Source organism: Flavobacterium hydrophilum, assembly GCF_003202405.1.
Taxonomy (GTDB): domain Bacteria; phylum Bacteroidota; class Bacteroidia; order Flavobacteriales; family Flavobacteriaceae; genus Flavobacterium; species Flavobacterium hydrophilum.
The window spans coordinates 351,519-376,703 of sequence record NZ_QJHL01000001.1 but is presented as its reverse complement, the minus strand read 5'-3'; the positions used below and the strand labels follow the sequence as shown (position 1 = coordinate 376,703).

20 protein-coding genes are annotated in these 25,185 nt (G+C 32.5%); 9 read left to right on the top strand and 11 right to left on the bottom strand.

What is annotated here, in order from left to right:
• Positions 1 to 117 precede the first annotated feature (117 nt).
• The 4 genes from DMB68_RS01705 to DMB68_RS01690 form a co-directional block, all read right to left on the bottom strand.
• Positions 118 to 1,383 carry an MFS transporter gene (locus tag DMB68_RS01705; RefSeq protein WP_110344951.1) on the bottom strand — a complete coding sequence of 422 codons (1,266 nt, stop codon included), beginning with the start codon at positions 1,381 to 1,383 and terminating at the stop codon, positions 118 to 120.
• 66 nt (positions 1,384 to 1,449) lie between these two features.
• The gene (locus tag DMB68_RS01700) at positions 1,450 to 1,914 is read right to left on the bottom strand and encodes a GNAT family N-acetyltransferase (RefSeq protein WP_110344950.1); all 465 of its coding nucleotides are present in this window, start codon (positions 1,912 to 1,914) and stop codon (positions 1,450 to 1,452) included.
• Between the two features lie 192 nt (positions 1,915 to 2,106).
• Entirely contained in the window at positions 2,107 to 2,583 is a 477-nt protein-coding gene (locus DMB68_RS01695; RefSeq protein ID WP_110344949.1) for a hypothetical protein, read from the bottom strand.
• 107 nt (positions 2,584 to 2,690) lie between these two features.
• Positions 2,691 to 3,953 carry an aminotransferase class I/II-fold pyridoxal phosphate-dependent enzyme gene (locus DMB68_RS01690; RefSeq protein WP_110344948.1) on the bottom strand — a complete coding sequence of 421 codons (1,263 nt, stop codon included), beginning with the start codon at positions 3,951 to 3,953 and terminating at the stop codon, positions 2,691 to 2,693.
• A gap of 285 nt (positions 3,954 to 4,238) precedes the next feature.
• Between DMB68_RS01690 and DMB68_RS01685 the strand changes: the two genes are divergently transcribed.
• Together DMB68_RS01685 and DMB68_RS01680 are read left to right on the top strand one after the other, a co-directional pair.
• Positions 4,239 to 5,021 (top strand): NYN domain-containing protein, encoded by a 783-nt coding sequence (locus DMB68_RS01685; RefSeq protein WP_110344947.1) that lies wholly within the window; start codon positions 4,239 to 4,241, stop codon positions 5,019 to 5,021.
• Positions 5,022 to 5,055: 34 nt separating this feature from the next.
• The gene (locus tag DMB68_RS01680; protein ID WP_110344946.1) at positions 5,056 to 6,570 is read left to right on the top strand and encodes an FMN-binding glutamate synthase family protein; all 1,515 of its coding nucleotides are present in this window, start codon (positions 5,056 to 5,058) and stop codon (positions 6,568 to 6,570) included.
• A 65-nt stretch (positions 6,571 to 6,635) separates the two neighbouring features.
• On the opposite strand, the gene DMB68_RS01675 is transcribed toward DMB68_RS01680, so the two are convergent.
• The 4 genes from DMB68_RS01675 to DMB68_RS01660 form a co-directional block, all read right to left on the bottom strand.
• Complete coding sequence (locus tag DMB68_RS01675; protein WP_110344945.1) at positions 6,636 to 7,073, bottom strand: hypothetical protein; 438 nt, start codon at positions 7,071 to 7,073, stop codon at positions 6,636 to 6,638.
• Between the two features lie 240 nt (positions 7,074 to 7,313).
• Complete coding sequence (locus DMB68_RS01670; RefSeq protein ID WP_110344944.1) at positions 7,314 to 7,715, bottom strand: hypothetical protein; 402 nt, start codon at positions 7,713 to 7,715, stop codon at positions 7,314 to 7,316.
• A gap of 49 nt (positions 7,716 to 7,764) precedes the next feature.
• Positions 7,765 to 8,214 (bottom strand): YhcH/YjgK/YiaL family protein, encoded by a 450-nt coding sequence (locus DMB68_RS01665; RefSeq protein WP_110344943.1) that lies wholly within the window; start codon positions 8,212 to 8,214, stop codon positions 7,765 to 7,767.
• Positions 8,215 to 8,259: 45 nt separating this feature from the next.
• Positions 8,260 to 9,435, bottom strand: coding sequence for a glycoside hydrolase family 88 protein (locus DMB68_RS01660; RefSeq protein WP_110344942.1), 1,176 nt, complete (start codon positions 9,433 to 9,435; stop codon positions 8,260 to 8,262).
• A gap of 62 nt (positions 9,436 to 9,497) precedes the next feature.
• Here DMB68_RS01660 and DMB68_RS01655 point away from each other — a divergent pair, with 62 nt between their 5' ends.
• The 4 genes from DMB68_RS01655 to DMB68_RS01640 all read left to right on the top strand — a co-directional run bounded on the left by DMB68_RS01655 (position 9,498) and on the right by DMB68_RS01640 (position 13,529).
• Entirely contained in the window at positions 9,498 to 9,935 is a 438-nt protein-coding gene (locus tag DMB68_RS01655; RefSeq protein ID WP_110344941.1) for a ribosomal maturation YjgA family protein, read from the top strand.
• Positions 9,907 to 10,485 carry a non-canonical purine NTP diphosphatase gene (locus DMB68_RS01650; RefSeq protein ID WP_110344940.1) on the top strand — a complete coding sequence of 193 codons (579 nt, stop codon included), beginning with the start codon at positions 9,907 to 9,909 and terminating at the stop codon, positions 10,483 to 10,485. Before DMB68_RS01655 ends, DMB68_RS01650 begins: the two co-directional genes overlap by 29 nt.
• 194 nt (positions 10,486 to 10,679) lie before the next feature.
• Positions 10,680 to 12,581, top strand: coding sequence for a DEAD/DEAH box helicase (locus DMB68_RS01645; protein ID WP_110344939.1), 1,902 nt, complete (start codon positions 10,680 to 10,682; stop codon positions 12,579 to 12,581).
• Positions 12,582 to 12,755: 174 nt separating this feature from the next.
• Complete coding sequence (locus tag DMB68_RS01640; protein WP_110344938.1) at positions 12,756 to 13,529, top strand: carboxypeptidase-like regulatory domain-containing protein; 774 nt, start codon at positions 12,756 to 12,758, stop codon at positions 13,527 to 13,529.
• Positions 13,530 to 13,836: 307 nt separating this feature from the next.
• On the opposite strand, the gene DMB68_RS01630 is transcribed toward DMB68_RS01640, so the two are convergent.
• Positions 13,837 to 15,297, bottom strand: coding sequence for an aminoacyl-histidine dipeptidase (locus DMB68_RS01630; protein ID WP_110346311.1), 1,461 nt, complete (start codon positions 15,295 to 15,297; stop codon positions 13,837 to 13,839).
• 162 nt (positions 15,298 to 15,459) lie between these two features.
• Between DMB68_RS01630 and DMB68_RS01625 the strand changes: the two genes are divergently transcribed.
• A complete protein-coding gene (locus DMB68_RS01625; protein ID WP_110344937.1) occupies positions 15,460 to 16,521 on the top strand; it encodes a DUF3810 domain-containing protein in 1,062 nt (353 codons plus the stop codon).
• A 65-nt stretch (positions 16,522 to 16,586) separates the two neighbouring features.
• On the opposite strand, the gene DMB68_RS01620 is transcribed toward DMB68_RS01625, so the two are convergent.
• Together DMB68_RS01620 and DMB68_RS01615 are read right to left on the bottom strand one after the other, a co-directional pair.
• Positions 16,587 to 21,107: a TonB-dependent receptor plug domain-containing protein gene (locus tag DMB68_RS01620; protein WP_110344936.1), complete on the bottom strand. Its 4,521-nt coding sequence runs from the start codon at positions 21,105 to 21,107 to the stop codon at positions 16,587 to 16,589.
• Between the two features lie 4 nt (positions 21,108 to 21,111).
• The gene (locus DMB68_RS01615) at positions 21,112 to 23,880 is read right to left on the bottom strand and encodes a carboxypeptidase-like regulatory domain-containing protein (RefSeq protein WP_110344935.1); all 2,769 of its coding nucleotides are present in this window, start codon (positions 23,878 to 23,880) and stop codon (positions 21,112 to 21,114) included.
• A 152-nt stretch (positions 23,881 to 24,032) separates the two neighbouring features.
• Between DMB68_RS01615 and DMB68_RS01610 the strand changes: the two genes are divergently transcribed.
• Both DMB68_RS01610 and DMB68_RS01605 read left to right on the top strand, forming a co-directional pair.
• Complete coding sequence (locus tag DMB68_RS01610; protein WP_110344934.1) at positions 24,033 to 24,527, top strand: RNA polymerase sigma factor; 495 nt, start codon at positions 24,033 to 24,035, stop codon at positions 24,525 to 24,527.
• Between the two features lie 9 nt (positions 24,528 to 24,536).
• Entirely contained in the window at positions 24,537 to 25,169 is a 633-nt protein-coding gene (locus DMB68_RS01605) for a hypothetical protein (RefSeq protein WP_110344933.1), read from the top strand.
• The last annotated feature ends 16 nt before the right edge of the window (positions 25,170 to 25,185 follow it).

Sequence of the window (25,185 nt, the reverse complement as noted above, 5' to 3'; positions counted from 1 at the left end):
GGTGTAAATCTTCTTGATAAAAAAGCTTATTGAAGTAAATTTCAATAAGCTTTTTATTTTATTGCATTTGTCTTCTGATTTGAATATTAAATGCCTTTAATTTATTTATTTTTTACCTTAATCTACTTTAGATTCAGAAAATAACGATTGAATAATTTTAGCTTTAATTTGCTCTTTTTCTTTTTTTACAATAAAGATCAGTCGATATGCCAAAATAAAACCTGCAAAGCCAAGACAGGATAAAAATATCCAGTTTACTTTATAACCATACTGCTCAATAATTGCCATCCCCGATTTGGTACTTAATATATGAGCAACACTATAACTCATTGTAAAAGCAGCCATGAATTTACCTTCCTGTTTTTTAAGAGATCTCTTTTTTACAAATGAATTTGCAAACGGAAAAGTCAGCATGATACCAATTGTCATAAATATCATCATTACAATTAAGGCCGGTACACTATGATCAATCAATAAAAATAAATAACTAATGCTCATCGCAAGAATACCGTAAGAAACCATTAAAAGTTTATTGATATTTCGTGATTCTACAAAAGATACTATTGAGAGTTCAAAAAGTAATATTATCACTCCGTTTAAAGCTAAAAACAAGCCGCTTTCGATACTGGTAAAGTTAAAAACCTCTTTGTAATAAAGAGACAAGGTTGTAAACATTTGAAAAAATAATATACCGGTTATGAGTGTAACTACCAGATGCATTAAAAAAGGTTTGTCTTCCAGTAATGAATTTTCTTCTTTTAAGTATTTGAATGCATTAAGTTTATAAAGAAGCTTTCTCTCTTTTACAAAAAAAGAAAATAATAAAATACTGAAAATGCAGGTAAGACCGTCTATATAAAATAAAAAACTATAATTTGAAAGTGTAATAATAATTCCACCAATCAAAGGCCCAAACATAAAACCTAAATTAACCGAAGAACGAATTAAGGATATTGCTTTTGTTCGCTCTTTTTTATCTGCGTATGTATCTAATGAAACCAACATTGCCGGCCTGTACATATCCGAAATTGTTGTGAGAAGCAAAACTCCAAAACAAAAACTGTAAAAAGTAGTTAGAAACTGAAGCAGAATAAATAGCAGACCACTCGTAAAAAGACTAAAAACCATTACTTTATAAAAACCTATTTTGTCTGATAATTTACCACTAATCCAGGTTCCTATAAATGAACCAGTACCAAAAAAAACCATAACCCAACCAATCTGACTATAACTAAAGTGCAATTCTTCGAGCATATATTTAGAAAGAAATGGTACAACCATTGCTCCAAGCCTGTTAACAAATGTGGTCACAGCCAGAACTTTTACTTCGACAGAAAACTGGGTGAAATTTTTAATATAATTTTTAAGTAATTTTATTATCATTTAGTCTGAAACTTATTTTATTCTTAATTTTAATTGAATGTTTTCCATTTATGAAACATCATATTGTCATAATTTAATTTCATAGTAATAATAATTTGAAATAAAACTTTTTCTGATGAAACCGAAACTTTCGTAAAGCTGGTGTGCCGCAAAATTTTCGGTATCAGTATTTAATGAAATATGCTTAACATTGTTTATCCGTGCATTTTCAAAACATTCCGTCATGATTTCTCTTCCAATCGATTTTCTTCTGAAATCTGTTTTAACATAGAGATATGAGATATGCCAATTGTATTCGAGAATAGCCAATGGATTTATTTTATAATGCAATACGGCAAAAGCAACTACTATATCCTGATGTTTTTTGACAAAAATTTTTGCTTTATTCCGGCTTAATTTATCTTTAATAAACAACACAGCATTTTCTAAATTAAGGAGTTTCTCATCAATTAGTTTAGATTCATAAATGATATCTTTTACCGAGTCAAAATCATCAGAGGTAATCTCATATACATCATTTAATTTATCCATATTAAATTTCCGCCAATGCTTAATTTACATTGCTTTAACAGATGCAAATTTAATTTTTATACCACAAAAAGCAGACACTTTTCAGCCGAATAATATTACCGTTTATGTAGAATTAAAACTACATCAGAATATTTATAATACAAAAACGCCCGAATCTTTCGGGCGTTTTGTTACTTATTTTAGAATTATAATTTATTCCGCACAATCAACTTTTAGAAGCGTATTTTTTGCATCAAATTTTAAGGTCTTTTTATCTGTAAAACTGACTTTGCCATTTGCTTCCGTAGATGGCCCGTATCCTTCGATAAATGTTCCGTCTTTTTGTAGAAAAGCGACTTCCCTCACAGAAGTTGTGCCTTCCGATGCAAAAGTATAATCAGCAATTAATGTATCCCCTTTCATATTACCAATCAAAGTACCTTCGTTTTTATCTTTTCCTGCTATGTTATAACTTAGTTTTCCGTTTACTTCTTGATGAGAATTTACATTAAAACTCATTTTAACAACACTTCCTTGTGCATTCCAGGTATAACACTGATCTCCGGCAGGTTCTACAATTTCAGCTTCTTTAGGAGCACTTGGAGTTATTTGTGGAGGCGGTAGTGTTGTTTCTTTTTTACAGGACAAAACACTAACCATAACGATTAATATTGCTGATACTTTTTTCATGATTTTTTTATTTTTACTGTTTACTCCTATAAAATTAGTTGAATAAAAAAAAATCCACTCGTATCAGGAGTGGATTTTTTTATATAATTCCCATATAACAATATAACTTAAGCATCTAAGTCAACTGTAGTTCTGCTGGCAATTTCTTTGTATGTCCCATTTACTAATTTTTCACGAATCGCTTCAAAAGCAGTCAATGTTTCAGCAATGTCATCTAATGTATGTGAGGCTGTAGGAATAACACGTAATAAAATCATTCCTTTTGGAATAACAGGATAAATTACAATCGATAAGAAAATACCATAATTCTCTCTTAAATCATTCACCATTACCATTGCTTCTGGCACACTTCCTTCAAGGTAAACCGGAGTAACACACGTATTTGTATCTCCAATATTAAATCCTTTACTTCTCAAACCACCTTGCAAAGTATTTACATTTTCCCATAATTTATCTTTCAATCCCGGGTTATCACGCAATAATTGCAAACGTTTCAAAGAACCAATAGTCTGAATCATTGGCAATGCCTTAGCAAACATTTGAGAGCGTAAATTATACTTTAAATAATCGATAATATCTTTATCAGCAGCTACAAAAGCACCAATATTAGCCATCGATTTCGCAAATGTAGAAAAATAAACATCGATTCCGTCCTGACATCCCTGCTCCTCGCCTGCTCCTGCTCCTGTTTTTCCAAGAGTACCAAAACCATGTGCATCATCTACAAGTAAACGGAAATTGTATTTCTTTTTCATTTCTACAATTTCTTTCAGCTTTCCTTGCTGACCGCGCATTCCAAAAACACCTTCGGTAATAAAAAGAATTCCTCCACCTGTTTCTGTAGCTATTTTGGTAGCACGCTGCAGGTTTTTCTCCATACTTTCAATATCATTGTGTTTGTACGTAAAACGTTTTCCACTGTGCAAACGAACTCCATCAATGATACAAGCGTGACCATCTACATCATATACAATAACATCATTTCTGGTAACCAATGCGTCAATGATCGAAACCATTCCCTGATAACCAAAATTCAGTAAATAAGCAGATTCTTTCATTACAAAGGCAGCCAGTTCATTTTCTAGTTGTTCATGATAATTAGTATGTCCACTCATCATACGCGCACCCATCGGAGCTGCAGCACCAAATTGTAACGCAGCATCTGCATCTGCTTTACGAACTTCCGGATGGTTTGCAAGACCTAAATAATCGTTTAGACTCCAGTTCAAAACCTCTTTCCCCTGAAATTTCATTCTTGGTCCTAAATCCCCTTCTAATTTTGGAAATACAAAATACCCTTCTGCCTGTGAAGCCCATTTTCCTAATGGTCCTTTATTGTTCTGAATTCTTTCGAATAAATCTTTTACCATAATATAATAGTGTAGTAATAATTTTAATTTAATCAGCGAGCAAAAATAAAAATTTATTCTATGGTATCATAATAATTTAAAACATGATTCGGATTCAAAACGTCTCTTTAATAAACTTTTAAGGTAAAGTTCTCAGAGTTGAAGTAAATTCCTCGTAAAATATAAGTTTTATTTTAAATAGACTAACAAATTAAAGTTGTTATAAATTCTGAACTACCCCTCTTAATTGTTTATTTTTTATTAATTTTAAAACACTTTATACAAAAAATCTTAATACCTGATATAATGGCTTTAACGAATACTAAAGAGCTTAAACTAGCCGTTCTTATTGATGCCGACAACGTTCCCTATAGCAATGTAAAAGGCATGATGGAAGAAATTGCAAAATTTGGAACCCCAACAACAAAAAGAATTTACGCCGATTGGACTAAACCAAATTCTAACGGATGGAAAGCCGTTTTACTCGAGCACGCTATAACACCTATTCAGCAATACAGTTACACGGTTGGAAAAAACTCATCTGATTCAGCATTGATTATTGATGCTATGGATTTGCTATATTCTGGAAAATTAGATGGTTTTTGTATCGTTTCCAGCGATAGTGATTTTACGAGATTAGCTATTCGCCTTAGAGAATCCGGCATGAAAGTAATTGGCATTGGCGAAAAGAAAACCCCAAACTCATTTATTGTGGCCTGCGACCGTTTTATATATATCGAGGTTTTGGATGGTGCAATTCAAAAGAAAAAACCAAAACCTGCTACAGCAACAGATTCTAAAAAACCTGTCGAAAAACCAGCTGCTAAAGCTTTGGCAAAAATCGATGCTGCTACTATCGAACTTATTGAAGCCACGATTGAAGACATTGAAGATGATGATGGCTGGGCATTTCTAGGTGATGTTGGAAACTTAATTGTAAAGAAAAAACCCGAATTCGACCCTCGAAATTATGGTTTCTCAAAACTCACCCCGATGCTTAAATCGTTAACCGACATTCTCGAAATAGATGAAAGAGAATCAGACAAAAAAGGCATAAAACATGTTTATGTACGGTTAAGATTCAACTAATTTCAAATTATTACATTTTTAAAGATTTATAAACATGAGAAAAAAATTCTTTATCTACGGCTTCTTATTGTTTCTAATTGTTGCAGCCATTTATTATTATTTCAAACTTGGCTTTTTGTTATTAATTATTTTACCTATTTTATTAGTTCTCGGAATTTTTAATTCGGTTCAGAAAAAACATGCTATTCTAAGAAACTTTCCTGTTCTTGGTTATTTCAGATATTTATTTGAAATGATTGCACCTGAAATCCAGCAATATTTTATTGAAAGATCTACAGATGGAAAACCTTTTTCAAGAAACCAGCGTTCATTAGTCTATCAAAGAGCTAAAAATATAGATTCCAGTACGCCTTTTGGAACACAACAAAATTTAAACACAGATAGTTACGAAGGAATTAAACATTCTATTTTTCCGGCAAAAGTTAACGAAGAATTACCTCGTGTTTTAGTTGGCGGAAAAGACTGCAAGCAACCATATTCAGCTTCTTTGTTTAATGTTTCTGCAATGAGTTTTGGTTCGCTAAGCGAAAATGCAGTTCGTGCCATCAATATTGGTGCTAAAAAAGGTAATTTTTATCAAAATACAGGAGAAGGAGGATTAACTGAGTTTCACCTTGCCGGAGGCGGCGATATCACCTGGCAAATTGGTACGGGATATTTTGGATGCCGTGATGCAAATGGAAATTTCAGTCCTGAAAAATTCTCTGAAAAAGCCAATCTCCCAAACGTAAAAATGATTGAAATTAAGCTTTCACAAGGTGCAAAACCAGGTCACGGAGGCGTTCTTCCTGCTGCTAAAAACACAGTACAGATTGCCAAAATCAGAGGTGTAGAACCTCATACAATGATTCTTTCTCCTCCCGGCCATCATGCTTTTTCTGATACAAAAGGATTAATTCATTTCATCAAACAATTACGAGATTTATCAAACGGAAAACCAATCGGATTTAAATTATGTATTGGAAACACCGCAGAATTTGAAGCTATCTGTCATGAAATGATTGCCGAAGATATTTATCCGGATTTCATTACCGTTGATGGCGCCGAAGGCGGAACCGGAGCCGCTCCGTTAGAATTTGCAGATGGTGTTGGAATGCCTTTTGAACCAGCTTTAATTTTCGTAAACAAAACTTTGGCCGGATTAAACATTCGTGATAAAATACGCATTATTGGAAGCGGAAAAATCATATCCGGATATTCTATACTGCATGCGATTGCTTTAGGTGCGGATATGTGTAACAGCGCGCGTGGCTTTATGTTTTCACTTGGATGCATTCAGGCTTTACGCTGTCATAATAATGAATGTCCTACAGGCGTTGCTACTCAGAACAAAATGCTTATGAAAGGTTTGGTTGTTACCGATAAATCTGAACGCGTATATCATTTTCATAAAAATACACTTCATGCCGCTAACGAACTTTTGGCTGCAGCCGGAAAAACTTCTTTTGCAAATGTTGATATCAATATATTCATGAGAGGCGATGAATTCACTAATCTTTCAGAATTATATTTCCCCGATAACTTAAAAAATGTTATCAAACGAAATTAAATACAAAAAGCCTCTTTTGTTAATTCCAAAAGAGGCTTCGTTATATTTTAGCTGTCCGAACTAAATTAAAGCTTTGCTGTCACTTTTTTATCTGTTGTGCCACCAGAACCTGTTAAAGCAGCTAATTCTTCCTGGCCAATTACTTGTTTTGCTATAATAGAATTATTGTAAGCTAAAAAATAAACATCAAACTTCACCCCTTCTTCTATTAATTCTTTAGAAATTTGATTATTTTCAATCATTACTTTCAGCAAATCAGGAAATGAATCGCTGTACGTTTTTTTGTTTTCATCTGTTTCTTCCAGATTTGTCTCAATTCTTATTTCAATTTTATTATCATTTAAAAATGCTTTAGCGCTCGTACTGGTAATATTTGACCCTTTTATAGAACTCGAAGTATTGTAGGTTGTTACGTGTTCCTGGATTTTTTGCTTAGTATTTTTACAGCTTACCAGCAATAATACAACGGCAAAAGCAAATGCGATTTGAGTAATTTTAATCATAATTTTTTAGGTTTTAGGTTAATTTGCTTGATTTTTAACTCAAACATAATAAAATATTAACACAAAAACAACATTAATCGAAAATCAAAATTAGCTAACCAATTGAAAACAAATTAATTATGTAAGAATAGGACTAACAACCTTTGAAAGGTAAAAACATATAAAAAAAACAGCCTCAGTAATAGCAATTAAAGAGGCTGTTTTTTTCTTTTTAAAATCTTGTTTTTATATTTCTAAAAATTATAGAAATTTATTTATTTCTTTCTTATTGATTACCTCTTTTGAGAAAACTGTATTATCGTCAGCCAAAAAATAAACATGAAATACAACACCTTCTTCAATTAATTCCATCAAAGCCTGATCCTTCTTAAGTTTTTTTTTCAATAAAAGTGGAAAATTTTCTTCAGCCGTTTTTTTGTTTGATTTGTTCTGCTCTAAATCTGTTTCAAACCTTAATTCAATTTTATTGTCGTTTATATATCCTCTTGCCGTTGTAAGCGTTACATTATCACTTTTAAAATTAGACGCTTCATTATTATAAGTGCTAACATATTCCTGAAGTTTTTGCTTTGTATTTTTACAACTTATCAATAATACTACGGTAAGCAGTAAAAATGAAATTTTGGTTATTTTCTTTATCATCTTTTTGGTTTAGATTAGCTGTTAAGGTATTTCTTCAAACTGAACCCAATTATATTTCAACTTTTATTACAATTTTATTCAGCATTCCATCAGTTATCATAGGAGCATGAACATCTTCCGGAAAAAGAATTACAAACTGGTTTGGTTTTAGTTGAAAAAACATATCCGGTGCATCACTAAAAAAACGTACATCTTTGTCTTCATTATAACCTCCGTTTGGTGTTTTACAATTTGCTCTTGGTTTCCATGCAAAAGTTTCAGTTTCACTAATACAAAACTGAATATCAATATTTTTATCATGACACTCAAAAGTTGCCATGCTCTCTTCTGTTGTTTTTCCTTTACCCTGAAATCCAAAAAATTTCACTCCTTCCGTTTCATGCTTAAAATCGGCTGAAAGATTTTGCAGGTCATTTTCACGTAAATAATCAAAAGCCTTTTTGAATGATGGATGCAAAACTTCATATTTTGCCGCATTCTCTAACGAATCTATAATCATATTCTATTGTAATTTAATGTATTTTTTTTGTAAAAATAAAACAAATTATTTCAACTTTTGAAGTCTTAAAAGCGCTTCCAAATAATAATAGTCTGCATAATTGATAGAACAGTCAATTTCACTTCCGGCAGGTTTATGACCGGTAGCATGAAGCAGGAATGCCGAATTGACATCTCCACTTTGATAACTATCTGAAAGCGACTGTACCATCTTTTTAGATTTTGTCAAATATTCTGTTTTTAATTTTTCATCTTTTGTAAACGAACTCAATTCAATAAGTGCCGAAGAAACTATTGCAGCAGCAGATGCATCTCTTGGCTCATTGGGAATTCCGGGCGCATTAAAATCCCAATACGGAATTAAATCTTCTGTGGTTAATCTATCCAGATATATTCTTGCTAATTTGTGCGCAAAATCTAAGAATCTTTCCTCTCTTGTCTCTCTGTAAACCATTGTAAATCCATAAATAGCCCAAGCCTGACCACGTGCCCACATACTGTCATCACGATACCCCTGGGCCGTAATTCCTTTTATTTTTTTCCCGGTTTCATAATCATATATAAGGACATGATATGAAGAAAAATCAGGTCTGAAATGATTTTGCATTGTCGTTTCGGCATGTTTAACGGCAATATCATATAATTTTTTATTTTCTCCGTTTTTAGAAGCCCAGAAAAGCAGTTCCAGATTCATCATATTATCGATGATTGTATTATGACCCTCAGATTTATGATGAGGCCATGATAGAATTGTACCCACTTTGGGATTAAAAAGCGTCGCTAAAGTATCTGCCGTTTTCAGAATAATATCTTTATATTCCTTATTTTTTGTTAACCTATATCCGTTTCCAAAACTATTAAAAATCTGAAAGCCCAAATCATGATCATTTGCTTTACTTACTGATAAAGGCGTTAAAAACCTGCTGAATTTATCTGCTTCTGTTTTCCATTTCTTATCTCCGGTTGCTTCATACAAATACCACAGTTCTCCAGGCCAGAAGCCACTTGTCCAGTCTTTATAAGTTATAAATTTCCATTCTTTATTACCATTTAGAACAGCTCTGGGCAAAGTACCGTCATCCGGAATTATTTTTAAGGTTTTTGAAGCTTGTGCTGCACAATATTCGAGCTGTTTCTTAACGTTATTTTGAGAATAAACTTTATTATCAGTAATAAATAAGTTTAAAATCATTAAAAATAAAACAGAAAATTTTGAACTCATAAGGTTGTTTTTTAAATGGATAGTTTTATAGAATTGATAAATTTATAAAATAAAGCAAACCTATGAGAATCTTTGTATTTTTGTTTTCACTAAAATCCGATTTGAAAAAATACAGACTATATTATTTTCTCCTATTCCTGGGGATCATTTTTCTTGGAATTATTTCACGAAAAATTGATTTCATTCCTTTATGTTTTGGAGATTTTCTTTATGCTGTTATGATTTATATTTTGACAAGAATCTTTCTCATTAAACATAAATCGATTCGAAGTGCATTTATTTCATTACTTATCTGCTACAGTATTGAATTCTTTCAGCTTTATCAGGAAGACTGGATTATTGCAGTTCGAAAAACACTTTTTGGAAAGTATATTTTAGGACAAGGCTTTTTATGGACAGATATTATGGCTTACACCATTGGCATTAGTTTCATCTTTATCACTGAAAAAATTATTTTAAAAAAATCATCCTATGAAACTCGTTTTCGCATCAAACAATAAAAATAAAATCAGAGAAATTCAAAGCATTCTAAACGGATCTATACAAATATTAAGTCTGGAAGAAATTGGCTGTTACGAAGAAATTCCTGAAACTGCAGATACAATTGAAGGAAATGCTGTTCTAAAAGCAAATTATGTAACTGAGAAATACGGTTATGATTGCTTTGCAGATGATACCGGTTTAGAAGTGACCGCTTTAAACGGAGAGCCTGGTGTTTATTCTGCGAGGTATGCCGGAGAACACAAAGATTCCAATGACAATATGAATAAGCTTTTGGAGGCATTAAAAGAGGAGTCAGACAGAAGCGCACAGTTCAAGACCGTTATTGCATTAAATTTAAATGGTTCTCAACATTTATTTACCGGAATTGCAAAAGGAAATATCACTTTCGATAAAACCGGAAATCATGGCTTTGGGTATGATCCCGTTTTTCAGCCTGAAAATTATACCGAAACATTTGCTGAGCTTGCTTCTGAAATAAAGAATAAAATCAGTCATCGTGCAAAAGCGACTCAGCAACTAATTGATTTTCTGAATTCAACAAAATAATTGTTTAAAATACAACATTTAAATAGGTAAAATTTATATTTTCTGACGTGTATTTTTTGATTTCTTGCCAAAACATTTCCTATCTCAAACATAACTTTTTGATAATCAAATCATAACAAAAACACAAATCTTAAAATTGCATTAGTTTATCTGAATAATTAACAGTAATTTTGCACCCTATTTTAAAAATACATATGAATAAATTTGAACAATTAGGATTGAATGAATCGTTACTGAAGGCGATTTTAGATCTAGGATTTGAGAATCCGTCAGAAGTACAGGAGAAAGCGATTCCCCTATTATTGGAAAAAGATACAGATATGGTTGCGTTGGCTCAGACAGGGACAGGGAAAACGGCAGCTTTCGGTTTTCCGCTAATTCAAAAAATTGATGCTGACAACAAAAATACACAGGCATTAGTTTTATCGCCAACAAGAGAACTTTGTTTACAGATTACCAACGAACTTAAAAACTACTCAAAGTACGAGAAAGGTATTAATGTGGTAGCAGTTTACGGCGGGGCTAGTATTACAGAGCAAGCTAGGGACATTAAGAGAGGAGCACAAATTATTGTGGCTACTCCGGGAAGAATGCAGGACATGATCAACAGAGGATTGGTAAACATTAAAAACATAGATTACTGTGTTCTTGATGAGGCTGACGAAATGTTGAACATGGGATTTTATGAGGATATCGTATCCATTTTATCCGATACTCCGGATGAAAAAAGTACATGGTTGTTCTCTGCAACTATGCCACAAGAGGTTGCCAGAATTGCAAAACAATTTATGAGTGACCCATTAGAAATTACAGTTGGGACAAAGAATTCAGGATCTGCAACAGTTTCTCACGAATTTTATTTAGTGAATGCACGTGATCGTTACGAAGCTTTAAAACGTATCGCCGATGCTAATCCGGATATTTTCTCAGTAGTTTTCTGTAGAACAAAACGTGACACACAAGCTGTAGCTGAAAAATTAATAGAAGATGGATATAGTGCTGCTGCTTTGCACGGAGATTTATCTCAGGCACAGCGTGACGGGGTTATGAAATCTTTCCGTGGAAGACAAATTCAGATGCTTGTAGCTACTGACGTTGCTGCACGTGGAATTGACGTTGATAATATTACTCACGTAGTAAACTATCAGTTACCTGACGAAATTGAAACTTACAACCACCGTTCAGGACGTACCGGTAGAGCCGGAAGATTAGGAACTTCAATCGTAATTGTTACTAAAAGTGAATTGCGTAAAATTTCTTCTATTGAAAGAATTATCAAACAAAAATTCGAAGAAAAATCTATTCCATCGGGAATCGAAATCTGCGAAATTCAGTTGTTACACTTAGCAAACAAAATTAAAGATACTGAGGTTGATCACGAAATTGACAACTACTTACCAGCAATCAACAATGTTCTTGAAGATTTATCTAAAGAAGAACTGATTAAGAAAATGGTTTCAGTAGAATTTAATCGTTTCATTGCTTATTACAAGAAAAACAGAGATTTATCTTCTCAATCTGGTGAAAGACGCGAAAGAAATGATTCTGAGCCAAGAGAATTCAATAATAACGGAGCAGTTCGTTATTTTGTAAACATCGGTTCAAGAGATAATTTTGACTGGATGACGCTAAAAGATTACTTAAAAGAAACATTAGACTTAGGTCGTGATGACGTTTTTAAAGTAGATGTAAAAGAAGGATTCTCATTCTTCAATACTGATCCGGAACACACTGACAAAGTAATGGAAGTATTAAACAACGTACAACTAGAAGGACGTCGCATTAATGTTGAAATTTCTAAAAATGACGGTGGCGGAAGACGTGACCACAATAACCGTGGCGGCGGACGTAGTTCTGGCGGACCAAGAAGAGAAGGAAACTTTGCTCCAAGACGTGAAGGTTCCGGTGGTGGATTCAGAAGTGAAAGAAGTTCAGCTCCAAGACGCGAAGGTTCTGGAGGAGGATTTAGAAGTGAAAGAAATTCTGCACCAAGAGAAGGAGGTTTCAAAAGAAACGAAGGAGGTTCAGACAGAGCTCCAAGACGTTCAGAAAGCTTTGGTGATTCGCCAAGACCAAGAAGACCAAGAAGAGATTAAATAATTTAATATCTTAAAAATACAAATCCCAAATTCCAGATATAATTGGAATTTGGGATTTTTTCTTACATCTAAGAATCCTATTACTGTCTTTGTTAATTTTCTGATAATTATATTATGATACTGCGAAATATTTAATCCCGATTTACTACTTTTAGTGCTTTAAATCAGGATATGAAATATTTCGCAGTTTTCTTTTTTACACTATTATCAACCATCGGTTTCGCACAAGAAACTGTATCTACAGTTCCTCAAAGGGTTTCTGGTTACATTTATAACGATAATAGTAAAGAGCCTATTCCTAATGTAAATGTCATTAACACCAATAAAGTGCGTGGTGCTATGTCTGATGGAAAAGGGTATTTTGAAATAGATGTTCAGGTTAATGATACACTTCATTTTTCTATTTTAGGTTTTCAATCTTTAAGAATCAGAGTAACAAACGACTGGGTAAAAAATAAAGTTACAAGAATTCAGCTTACAGAAAAAGCAATTGCTCTTGAAGAAGTTGTTATTGCTCCTTTTAATTTAACCGGTTACCTTGAAGTTGATTCGAAATTAATTCCAACAAAAGAAAACTACCGTTACAGCATTTCCGGCCTTACACAAGGTTACGAAGCAGGTGAATATTCTCCAAACGCTTTCGGAAAAGTTTTGGGTTCTATTTTTAATCCCGCTGATATGTTATATAATTTCTTTGGCAAAAACGGAAGAGAACTCAAAAAACTCAAAGAAATGAGAAAAGATGATACTGTTCGGAATTTATTAGAATCAAAATATGATCGTGAAACAGTAGCTGTTCTTTTAGGGATAAGCAAAGATGAAATTCCTCAAATTTTAGAGCGTTGCAGCTACTCAGAAGCTTTTATTCAGGAAGCAAATGATTTACAGATTATGGATGCTATAAGCGCCTGTTATGAGCAATATAAGGTATTGAAACGAAATTAATTTCAATTATAAAACACATACTAATCCTCAATTTTTGAAATTGGGGATTTTTTTGTGCTTTTAAGATTTTAAAAAGCATACATTTACCTGTATATAAATAATTTAAATTAAAATAAATATATTATGGCAAAGAGTCAGGATGCTAAAAAAACAGCAAAAAAAGAACCACTAAAAACGGCTAAAGAAAAAAAAGAAGAAAAGAGAGAGAAGAAAAACACTCCGAAAAGAGATTAAAGAAGTAGAAGTGCTCAGTTTTTTAGTTGGCAGGTTTTAACTGAAAACTAAAAAACTGAACACTAAAGTTTTATTATTTAACCGGTATATTCGAAAGAATTGCCAAAACAAATTTCCAGTATTTCTGAGCAGATGAAATACTGGCTCTTTCATCAGGAGAATGTGCCCCGTGAATTGTCGGTCCGAAAGAAATCATATCCATATCAGGATAATTAGTTCCTAAAATTCCACACTCCAAGCCAGCATGACAAGCCACCACTTTAGGTTTTTCTCCATTTTGTTTTTCGTAAATATCCTTTAAAACCTCTAATATTTCAGAATTTACGTTTGGTGTCCAACCTGGATAAGAACCTGAAAGCTCCACTTCACAGCCTACTAATTCAAAAGCTGAACGCAATGAATTCGCCAGATCAAATTTTGAAGTTTCAACAGAAGAACGTGTCAGGCATCCCACTAAAATTTCGCCATCTTTGATGATAATACGGGCTATATTATTTGAAGTTTCTACTAAATCAGCCATATCAGCGCTCATTCTGTAAACACCGTTATGAGCGGCATAAATTGCTCTGATAATTCCTTCCTGAACTCCTAAATCCATTACTTTTTCAGGCAGATCCCCTTTTACAATTTCAATAGACAAGTTTGGCTCTGTGGTTTTATATTCTGTTTTAATATCGTTGATGATTTCCTGCATATCAAAAATATAGGCTTCATCGAACATTTCAGAAATAATGACTTTTGCAACACTTTCCCTCGGAATCGCATTTCGCAAACTTCCTCCGTTAATCTCAGCAACCTGCAATCCAAAGTTTTCAAAAGCATCAAATAACAGACGGTTCATGATTTTGTTGGCATTACCTAACCCTTTATGAATATCCATTCCTGAATGTCCACCATTTAATCCTTTTACTGTAATGGTATATCCTACAGAACCTTCCGGAACTTCTTCTTCGTGATAGGTTCTTGTTGCCGTTACATCTATTCCTCCGGCACAGCCTATATCAATTTCATCGTCTTCTTCAGTATCCAGATTCAACAAAATCTGACCTTGCAAAATTCCGCCTTTCAAATTTAATGCGCCTGTCATTCCGGTTTCTTCATCAATTGTAAACAAAGCTTCAATTGCAGGATGCGGAATATCCTTGCTTTCCAGAATCGCCATAATCGTGGCTACTCCCAGCCCATTGTCAGCCCCAAGTGTAGTTCCTCGAGCACGCACCCAGTCACCATCGACATACATATCGATCCCCTGAGTATCAAAATCAAAAACGGTATCGGCATTTTTTTGGTGTACCATATCAAGGTGCCCCTGCATTACGATTGGTTTGCGATTTTCCATTCCCGGGGTTGCCGGTTTTCTTATGATTACGTTTCTGATTTCGTCTTCAAAAGTTTCTAAACCTAAGCTTTTTCCAAAGTTTTTCATAAACTCAATTACACGTTCTTCCTTTTTTGACGGACGTGGAACGGCATTTAAATCTGCAAATTTATTCCAAAGTGCTTTTGGCTCCAGATTTCTTATTTCCTGACTCATATATTTTGTTTGATGTTTAACAATTAAGAGCTCCAAAGTTACAAAGTTTAAATTCTTTTTTGCTACAAATTTCACGAATTAGCACTTAAAACCAAATCCCCTGAATGCAATATTTTTTAATACTAATATTGTATTTATATTTACGTATCCAAAAATTACACTGTGAAATCAAAATACATTTTACCTCTTTTTCTTCTTGTACAGATTCTCTTTTTAAAAATCCTGCCGTTTTTTCCGGATTTTGTTGAAGGCGCTTACAGCAATAATTTATATATCAGAATTTCACATTTCTCCAGAACACTTTTAGGAAAAATTCCGTTTTCTGTTGGCGACTGCATTTATGCGATTTTAATTCTTTCTATCATCTGCTGGTTTTGGAAAATCAGAAAAACGTGGAAGGCAGACTGGAAAGATCATCTTCTAACAATCTTAGGCAAAATATCTATTTTCTACTTTTTCTTTCATCTTTTATGGGCTTTTAACTATTACCGTGAACCGCTTTTTCTAAAAATGAATATTAAAAAAGAATATACGGATGCTGAATTGTTAGCTTTTACCAAAAGATTAATTGTCAAAACGAATGAAATTCAGTTACAGATTACCAAAAACGACAGCTTAAAAGTAGCTTTCCCTTATTCTCAAAAAGAGGTTTTTCAAATGAATTTAAACGGCTATAACAATTTAGCCAAGGAACATCCGTATTTTAAATATGAAATTTTAAGTGTTAAAAAATCTTTATTCAGCATTCCACTGACTTATATGGGTTTTGGAGGGTATCTGAATCCTTTTACCAATGAAGCACAAGTAAATGATTTATTACCTATGTATAACTTCCCTATGACAAGTTCACATGAAATGGCACATCAAATGGGTTTTGCAAGCGAAAGTGAGTGTAATTTCATTGGCGTTCTCGCATCTGTTAAGAATGAAAACTTGTATTATCAATACTCAGGTTATAGTTTTGCACTGCGTTATTGTTTAGGAATCTGGCAGGTTAAAAATGAGGAAATTTTCAAACAATTAAAGAAACAAACTCATAAAGGTATTTTGAAAAATTACAAAGAAAGTCATGATTTCTGGAGACAATACGACACTTTCATAGATAAAGGCTTTCATTTTGTCTATGATAATTTCTTAAAAACAAATAATCAAAAAGACGGAATGGAAGGCTATAGTAAATTTGTAGATTTGATGGTGAATTATTATAAAACAAAAGAATTTTAATTTTTTCATGTATTAAGAAAACACCTAACAGGTTTTAAAACCTGTTAGGATAATTCTAAATAAAACTAAGGAACAACTTCAACTTCTATTCCTGAATTCCAGTTTTTATTTTCATTTTCATAATATAAATACACAGATGAAGCGACTCCTTTGTACTTTCCGGGAATAATAGCTTTTAAATCTATGTTCACTTTTCTGTTTTCCCTACCGTCTAATTTTCTGAAATACAATACCAATTCGCTATCAAATATTTCGTAATAATCGACTATGTTTTTCTCTACCAATTCTTTTAATTGCCAAGGCTCTGGTGTCAATCCTCCCGGAATTCCTATTCTTGCAATTGGATTCGAAAGCTGTAGAGTACTTTTATTTTGTATTTCAATTTCAACTCTTGCTGTTTCACTTATTTTTACTGCATTGTTTGCAATCTTTGTTTTTAAAGCTAACTTACAATTGTTAGAATTATTTGGGATATATGTTTGATATTGCACATAAAACAAATAAGGCACTGAAGCTTCATCTGGAATTTGAATGGAAAAATTATTATTTCCTGCATTCACATTGAGATTTTTCAAAATGACATTTCCATCTTTTTCTTTCTGAGAAACATCAATTGGCTGATTGTTCAGATTCAGCATTGCATCCCTCAAAGGTGCTGTATAAGAAGCAATTTTAGTATATTCTGTAATCGCTTTCAAAGCCAGTGCTGTAGCTTGCGTGGATCCAAACCCATAAACACTTTTAGAAGACTGAATATAATCTAACGCATCAGAAACCTCTCTTGTAATTTGCCCCTCTTTCAGTAAAGCCAGCGCATAGAGTGAGGCAATCTCTGTACTCATCGATCTTCCATAACTATTGATGATTGATTGCTCTGCTTTTAAATCTTTGAATTTCTGTTTCTCAATTGCAGCTTTAATTAATTTCATCAATTGTTTATATTCCTGCATTTTATTCAAATTAAAAGAAGTCAAAGCCATCAATTCCATTCGGTACAGATCTTTGCTTTCTAAAGCTTCATTAAAAGCAGTTTCATATTGTTTATGAAAATCTTTTTGACCTACTTCAGATAAAACATATACTATGTAAGCATTATTTACTACATACTTAATTCCCGAGAAGCCATATTTTGCCGGATTTTGATTAAAACCGCCTTTATTGTCTTTTCTGGAGTTCAGCCACTTTAAATTTCCTTCAATTAAATTTTTATCTATATTGATAAATTCCTTCATTTCATTAAACTGTAATAAGCCATAAGCCGTTAAAGCTTCATTGCCCGGATTTCCGCCGTACCATTCGTAACCTCCTTCTTTTGATTCATAATTTCTTAACTTATTGTATCCTGTCTCTAAGTATTTCAAAGCTTTTTCTTTAAATTCAGGTGATGTATTTCTGAATTTCAATAATTGCATTGCCATGATATTAGGATAATTTGATGATGAAACCTGCTCAAAACATCCTGAAGGCTCCAGCATCGTACTTTGCAATCCGTCAAAAATTGAAGAAAATGGATTATACAATAGTTTAAAGCCTGCATCAACAGAATCAGGCAACGGATTTGTAATTATAAAATCTGCATTATGTGATTTAGTTCCGGCAATGTCAATATTCATCGGAAAACCTTTTGCATAGACATCAATAGACTTTAGGATTTTAGTTTTGTAATTTTCCCCTTCCAACGTAATTTCTAAAGGAAGTTTTTTTCCAATTTTATTAGCGGTTATTGAAATATAAATCGTTTTGGTTTCATTTGATTTTAATTCTATAAATGGATTATTGTATGCTATTTTATCAAAATCAACTTTGCAATTTAGTTTCAAATTGTTCTCAGAATTATTTTTTAACCAAATTGGTATGCGAATAATATCTTCCTGTGAAGCATAAACGGGAACTTTTACATCACTCTGAATCAATTCTTTTACAGCATAGGATACTTCTGATCTTCCGATATCTCCTTTATAAGAAGTTCCTTCTGCCACTATCCTGAAAGATGTGTTATCATCAGAATTGTAAAATTCAAAATTGGCCTCACCTTTATTATTTGTCTGCACAATGGGATTCCAGTATATACAGCTTCTAAAATCATTTTTTTCTTCAATAATTGTTGATGTGTATTTTGGCACATAAAAATAATCTGCCTCATTGAGCGGTTTTTTAACCGATTTTAAAATATTCTGAAAAGTATAATGATGCTTTTTTCCTAAAATAATATTTCCGTTCAGCAATTTATTTTTTGTTGTCACCAAAATAACACCATACGCACCGCCTGAACCATACAAGGATGTCGCAGAAGCGTCTTTCAATACTACAATTGATTCGATTGAATTAGGTGACAATGTTCCTAAAATAGAAGAATTTTCATTGTTTGCATATGGAATTCCATCTACAACAATCAAGGGCTGGCTTGCTGACCGGCTTCCATAAATTGATGATGCGCCACGAATTCTAACTGCATTAGCTCCGCCTGGCTGCCCGGATGTAGATGTAATTTGAAGGCCTGCGGCTCTGCCATTCAACGAGGAAGAAATATCCTGACGCATAATAACTGACATTGATCCTGTTAATGATGATTTTCTTTGGTAACCGTATCCTACAACCACAACTTCATTAAGAGAATTATTTTCCTGATCCAATAAAATTGTATTTACAATTGGTTTTGTATTTACTGACTCTTTTTTAGGTTTAAAATCATTATAACTTACTTCCAGAATATCTTTATTCGAAAGTGTGTCCTTCATTATAAGAAAAGCAGTTTCGTTTGAAATTGAGTTTGTTATAGTATATTGACGACTATTTTTACTTTCAACTGCCAAATAAGCCAAATCTGTAAACGGAATTCGATTGAACATAAAATAACCGCTTGAATTGCTTTTTGTCTCATAAACTCTTCCTTTATCTGTAAAAAACAGAACCTTTGCAGAAACAGGTTTTTGTTTATTATTTTGCACAAAACCTTCAATTACATTCCCTTTTTCAGGTGCAAAGTTTTTTCTTTCAGAAAGTAATTTCTCAAGATTTTCCTGATTGTATTTTCTCCAGCCATGTGTATTTAATAGCAAATCAATCACCTGCTCTTTTACCTTCAGGTCTTTATTAACATCAAAATAAAATCTTGGCTCATAAATCCTTCCTTTTAACTCGGTCCCAAGAAACAGCCATGACAAGATATTATCCTGCTTGTCATCCATATAAGTAAGGAGTTTTGAATCGACTACCGAAACTGAGATGTTCGATGCAATTGGGACATTGTTTTTATCTTTTGTAACAATTGAAACCTTTACTTTTTCTCTTGATACATAAGTTTGTTTATCTGTTTTTATTTCTATTCTGAGGCCATCCTGATAATTTAAAAAAACAAGTCTTTCTGCTACGATTTTGTTTTCAACGAGTAACGAAAATGACTGAATGCCAACAGGAAAATCTTTTGTTTTAATATCTAATGAGTTCCATCCCGGTTTCAAATTTAAACCGACTGACTGATGAACCTTAGCTATATTTCGAATTAAGACTTTAGCATCAATCGCTAATGGTGCATAAATTTTCAGAGCAACACTTTCGGTATTCTTCATTGCATTTATGACAAAAGCACTTTTTTTAGCTAATGGCAATTCTATTTTTTCTTCGGATTTAAATGGCGAAGTAACCACTGCAAAATATTTTTTGTTTTCTTCTGTTTTTAAAATCACATTCCCCATTCCATCATGAAGGCTTTTAAAACCGGTGATTTTATTCCCCTTTTCATCTTCGATAAAACCGGCACAATCCATTGGCCGCCCAAATTCGTTTTTGGTTATAAAAAACAATGTCGAAGCCTGGTTTAAAACAAAATTTCCACTTTCGGGTAAAAATTGCAGATCTATAAAATTTAAATTTATAGGAATTGAACGCGTTACCGATTCTTTGAAATTATCATAATCCAGCATTACATTAAGTATTCCGTCATTAGATTTTAAGTCATCTGGAAGTCTGAATCGTACCACTGCTTTTCCTGATTCATCCGTTTTTCCATGAAGCGAATCTATCTTTTTTCCGGCAATGAAAATATCATAGTTAAAAGCATAATTCCGTATGGGCTGACTTTCTAAATTTTTAAGTTCAAAATCAGCTTCACAAATTTCACCTTTTCCATACGCTTTTTTCTTAAAATCGAGTGTCATCAAAATTCTGGGTGAAACGACCTTCTGCACAAAAAAGGTCTTTTCAAAAATATTTTCCGAAGTCTGATTCTGAATTCTCGTATATGCCTTGATTTTGTACATTCCTGCAGCTCCATTTTCGCGAATTTTATAAGAGCCTGTTACATTTCCATGCTCTATTGCATAGTTTTGAGTTGTTATTTTTTTATTGGCTCCGTCAAACAAATCGATATAAAGATAATCGCTCAAAGTGGTTGGACTGTTATCATTTTCAGCAATATATGCTTTAAAATAAACAGTTTCTCCTGGAACATATAACACATTATTGAGCTGAAGATAAACTTTCTCTGTAATTGATTTTTGATAAACAGCATTCCAGTCACTTTCTGTTGTTTGCGCTTTTACAGCCTGGAATAAAAGTAAAAACATTATGTATTTTAAGTTTTTCATCGTACTAAAATTTAATGGTTAAAGATGAACCGAAACTTCTCATCATGGGCGCATTGAAATAATCTAATCCGCCAGAATCTAAAGAATTAAACATCGAATTACTACTAAAGGCTGTCTTGCTTTTAGACAAAACAAATACGTTGTTTACAAAAAATGAAAGGGTATAATTTAATTTTTTCGGTGAATAATATGAGTTGTTGGAATAAGACAAACTGATGGAATTCAACCTAAAATAGGTGGCATCTTCGATAGCGTCTTCTGCAACACCTTCAATTCCGTATCTGGTCCAGCGATTTTGTTCTACCGGAAGGCTGACATCATAAAAAGAAACTGCTTTTGTATTCTTCGAGCCGTCCTGAGTAACCCCTTTAAAAACATAATTGGCATTATTTCGCTGTTTTTCGGTTACTTCAGATTTGCCGTAATAATTTAAGGTCTGTTGGGTTCCGTTCCACATTTGGCCACCCTGACTCCAATCGAAAGAAAGATTTAGTGTTAAATTTTTATATTTAAATGTATTGAAAAAGCCAACAACAAAATCCGGATTTGGATCTCCCAAAATTTTCGGGTCTGAATCTTCCATCGGGAAACCATCATCATCAATTATTATATTTTGATTATTATCTCTTAAATAACTACTCCCTACAATAACTCCAAGCGGCTGTCCAACAATATAATTTTTGTTTACATCTTTAAAACCGGCAAATGGAATTCGGCTAAGATTATTATTCAGACTTACTACTTTATTTTTATAATGAGTAAAATTGAAATTGAAATTATAGGTAAGATCTCTGTCGTTAAATGTTTTTTGTATTTCAAATTCAACGCCATTCTGTTTATAATTTACATCAGGCGACCAATTAACAATATTCTGATTAAAATTGGGAACGTATAAGTTTTCAACTCTTTTATGGTAGAAAGTGAAATTAAAATTCCATTGGTAGTTTAAGTTGTAAGCAAGACCTAAGTTTGTATTGATTTCCTCTGTTGGAATGGCATTTTTAGGGGTTATTAGTTCTAAATTATTTTGAAGTTGTTTAAACTGTTCCACTTTATAACGCAAAGAATTAAAATTCAAATTGTTGTTCTGCAGAGAAGGCTCGACCTGATTATAAGACTGACTGAAAGTAAGCGAAAGCTGCTCATCAAAAAGCCTTCTTATTTCTGCAGAAGCAAGAAAATTGGGCATAAATTTTCCTTTAACAGTTGAAGAATAATTGAGGTTGGTATTGGCTTTTAAAACCAATCCATCATAATAAGAAAGAATGTCCTGAAAAGTATAAAATGCATTAGCATTAAAAAAAACTTCAAATCGCTGCTGTAAAACATTTAATTTATTTTGATTCAAGCTATCTTCAGGGAAATCATTTGGAGATGCAAATTCTGTAAAATAATTTCTTGCTAAATTTCTTTCCTGAAACCTGAAATCAATTTTTGATTCTACAAGACCATGGCTATCAATAGTATGATTGAAAACATCCGAAATCGAAAAATTTGTAAATCTTTCTATTCTCATATTAAAATTAGGTTCAGCAATTCCTGCAAAATAAAAATACTGACCGTTTGTATTTGTTATTTCAGAAGATTGAAAACTGGTATTTATAGTATTCGAATTATCCTGTTTAGCATATTTATGATTAAAATTAAATGAGATTGTTTTGCTTTTATTTTTGTCCACATTATGCTGAATTAAATAATAAGGATTATTCTCAAACCCGGCATAACTTCGCTGTAAACCATTTGATAATATCGAAGCAAAACGATTATCAAAATGAATGGGCGTAACCGCATTGGCAAAAACAATTTTATTGACTATAAAATTTGAATTAGGAAGGTTATTTTCGAAATCATCATAAGATAAAATAGTTTCTATTTTGCTATTTTGTGAAACATTTCTAAAGTATTTGACCGATGTCGCTAATTCATTATTTCTGCTTGTTGGAATTGAGATTCTTCCTGTTTTATAAGCAAAATTTATTTTTAGAAAATTTCCTTTTGGACCTTCAATTTGAGTGTTTATCAAATATTTATTATCCACTGTATTTTTGAAGAAATTATTCGGATTATAAAGTTGAACTGAATTTCCATTACCAAATTTCTTGTTTACAATATTTCCCTGTGGATAATATTCAGATGAATTTGCTGAATATTCTAAAGTATTAACATTTGGACCCCAGCTGAAAATTTGATTTGTTTCAGGAGATTGATAAATTAATTTGCCGTTTTCGCTTTTTCCCTGTGCATATGTTTTTTGATAATGAGCCATTCGCATTGGCGATGAAATAACCATTTCCTGACTCGCTTCAAAAGACAATTTATGATATTCATTTTTATATCTCAAACTATAAACGTGATCAGTACTTCTGTCAATTTTCATTAGATAATCCTCCTCCATTCCGTCCAAAAGATTGAAATTAAAAGTTCCCGAAGGCTCAGAAATTTTTAGCGAATCTGTAGGTTTCTTTAATTTCTTGCTATAATCATCACTTAAAATGTATTCAACAGTTTGATCGTTTTTTTGAACATTAAGATTCGTAATTCTAATGATTTTAGTTTTCATTCCGATAAAAGAAATTTTCAATTGTTCACCTATTTTAACTTCGATGGAGTAATTGCCATCAAAATCTGAGGTAGTGCATCTTGAAGAATTGATTACACAAATCGAAGCACCGGGAACTGGAATACCGCCATCGCTTACATTACCATAATATATATATTGTGAAAATCCGGATACTGTTAAAAAAAGAAAGGCTAATAGTAATAGTGGTTTCATAAAGTTGGCTTTTATATATAGAGTATGATTCTGGCTAAAAGGTTGGAAAGAAAATTAAAAATTATTACGATTACTACTAAAATTGTATTTTAATCTAAAATATTTTTATTTGTACACTGTAACAAAATACTTTTATTCTCTACTAATACATTATGAGCGAAAATTTAGAACAGTCATTTGTTACGCAATTGCAGGCAAATCAGAATATAATCCACAAGATTTGTAGATTATATACTGCCGGCGAAGATGCACATAAAGACTTGTTTCAGGAAATCACTATTCAGCTCTGGAAAGCGTATCCTAAATTTAGAGGTGACAGTAAATTTTCGACCTGGGCCTATCGTGTTGCCTTAAATACTGCCATTACCTTATACCGAAAAACCAAACGAACCGTATCGACTGTAGAATATGAAAATCATCAGCATTTTGTAAAAGATGTTGACTATAATTATGAAGAAGAAGAGCAGATTAAATTGATGTATAAAGCCGTATATCAGCTAAATGATATTGAAAAAGCTTTGGTTTTTATGTATCTGGAAGACAAAGATTATCAGGAAATAGCCGAAACTTTAGGAATCAGCGAAGTGAATGCACGTGTGAAAATGAACCGAATTAAAGGGAAACTTAAAAAAATATTAAATCCTTAAAATACCACCATGAAAGAACTGGATTTATTAAAAAAAGACTGGAAAAAGAACTCGGATTCTTTTCAACAAATTTCAGAAATAGAAATTTACAACATGATTCATAAAAAATCATCTTCTATTGTGAAGTGGATTTTGATTATAAGCATTTTCGAAATTTCTTTCTGGACTTTTTCAAATATATTTATAAATACCGATGATGTTTTACAAAAAATAAATCATCCTGAAATTGTATTAGCATTAGAACTTCTTACCTACTTTAATTATATCGTCGTATTTATTTTTGTTATTATCTTTTATAAAAATTATAAAACCATTTCAACGACAGTAGCGACAAAATCCCTAATGAGTGCCATTTTAAAAACCCGTAAAACAGTTCAATATTATGTTTGGTATAATCTAGGAATGATTGTTATAACAACAATACTAAGTTTCTTTGTTGCTTTTGTTTACAATCCTGACATGGCATTTTTAAAAGAAAAAATAGCCGAAAACGGAAAAGCAATGTTTCTTACTATTGGTATTTTAATTCTGGTAATATTAGGTTTCTTTGGAATATTCTGGTGTTTTTACAGACTACTATACGGAACTTTATTGCGCCGATTATATGTCAATTATAAGGAACTTAAGAAGATAGATTTCTAAGAAGACTAAGTGAAAA

Coding starts and splice junctions, on each gene's coding strand:
- DMB68_RS01675 (WP_110344945.1), bottom strand. CDS start 7,073: ATGATTAAAATTACTCAAATCGCATTTGCTTTTGCCGTTGTATTATTG.
- DMB68_RS01695 (WP_110344949.1), bottom strand. CDS start 2,583: ATGAAAAAAGTATCAGCAATATTAATCGTTATGGTTAGTGTTTTGTCC.
- DMB68_RS01650 (WP_110344940.1), top strand. CDS start 9,907: ATGAAACTCGTTTTCGCATCAAACAATAAAAATAAAATCAGAGAAATT.
- DMB68_RS01630 (WP_110346311.1), bottom strand. CDS start 15,297: ATGAGTCAGGAAATAAGAAATCTGGAGCCAAAAGCACTTTGGAATAAA.
- DMB68_RS01670 (WP_110344944.1), bottom strand. CDS start 7,715: ATGATAAAGAAAATAACCAAAATTTCATTTTTACTGCTTACCGTAGTA.
- DMB68_RS01705 (WP_110344951.1), bottom strand. CDS start 1,383: ATGATAATAAAATTACTTAAAAATTATATTAAAAATTTCACCCAGTTT.
- DMB68_RS01610 (WP_110344934.1), top strand. CDS start 24,033: ATGAGCGAAAATTTAGAACAGTCATTTGTTACGCAATTGCAGGCAAAT.
- DMB68_RS01680 (WP_110344946.1), top strand. CDS start 5,056: ATGAGAAAAAAATTCTTTATCTACGGCTTCTTATTGTTTCTAATTGTT.
- DMB68_RS01620 (WP_110344936.1), bottom strand. CDS start 21,107: ATGAAAAACTTAAAATACATAATGTTTTTACTTTTATTCCAGGCTGTA.
- DMB68_RS01615 (WP_110344935.1), bottom strand. CDS start 23,880: ATGAAACCACTATTACTATTAGCCTTTCTTTTTTTAACAGTATCCGGA.
- DMB68_RS01605 (WP_110344933.1), top strand. CDS start 24,537: ATGAAAGAACTGGATTTATTAAAAAAAGACTGGAAAAAGAACTCGGAT.
- DMB68_RS01655 (WP_110344941.1), top strand. CDS start 9,498: ATGAGAATCTTTGTATTTTTGTTTTCACTAAAATCCGATTTGAAAAAA.
- DMB68_RS01665 (WP_110344943.1), bottom strand. CDS start 8,214: ATGATTATAGATTCGTTAGAGAATGCGGCAAAATATGAAGTTTTGCAT.
- DMB68_RS01660 (WP_110344942.1), bottom strand. CDS start 9,435: ATGAGTTCAAAATTTTCTGTTTTATTTTTAATGATTTTAAACTTATTT.
- DMB68_RS01690 (WP_110344948.1), bottom strand. CDS start 3,953: ATGGTAAAAGATTTATTCGAAAGAATTCAGAACAATAAAGGACCATTA.
- DMB68_RS01700 (WP_110344950.1), bottom strand. CDS start 1,914: ATGGATAAATTAAATGATGTATATGAGATTACCTCTGATGATTTTGAC.
- DMB68_RS01640 (WP_110344938.1), top strand. CDS start 12,756: ATGAAATATTTCGCAGTTTTCTTTTTTACACTATTATCAACCATCGGT.
- DMB68_RS01645 (WP_110344939.1), top strand. CDS start 10,680: ATGAATAAATTTGAACAATTAGGATTGAATGAATCGTTACTGAAGGCG.
- DMB68_RS01685 (WP_110344947.1), top strand. CDS start 4,239: ATGGCTTTAACGAATACTAAAGAGCTTAAACTAGCCGTTCTTATTGAT.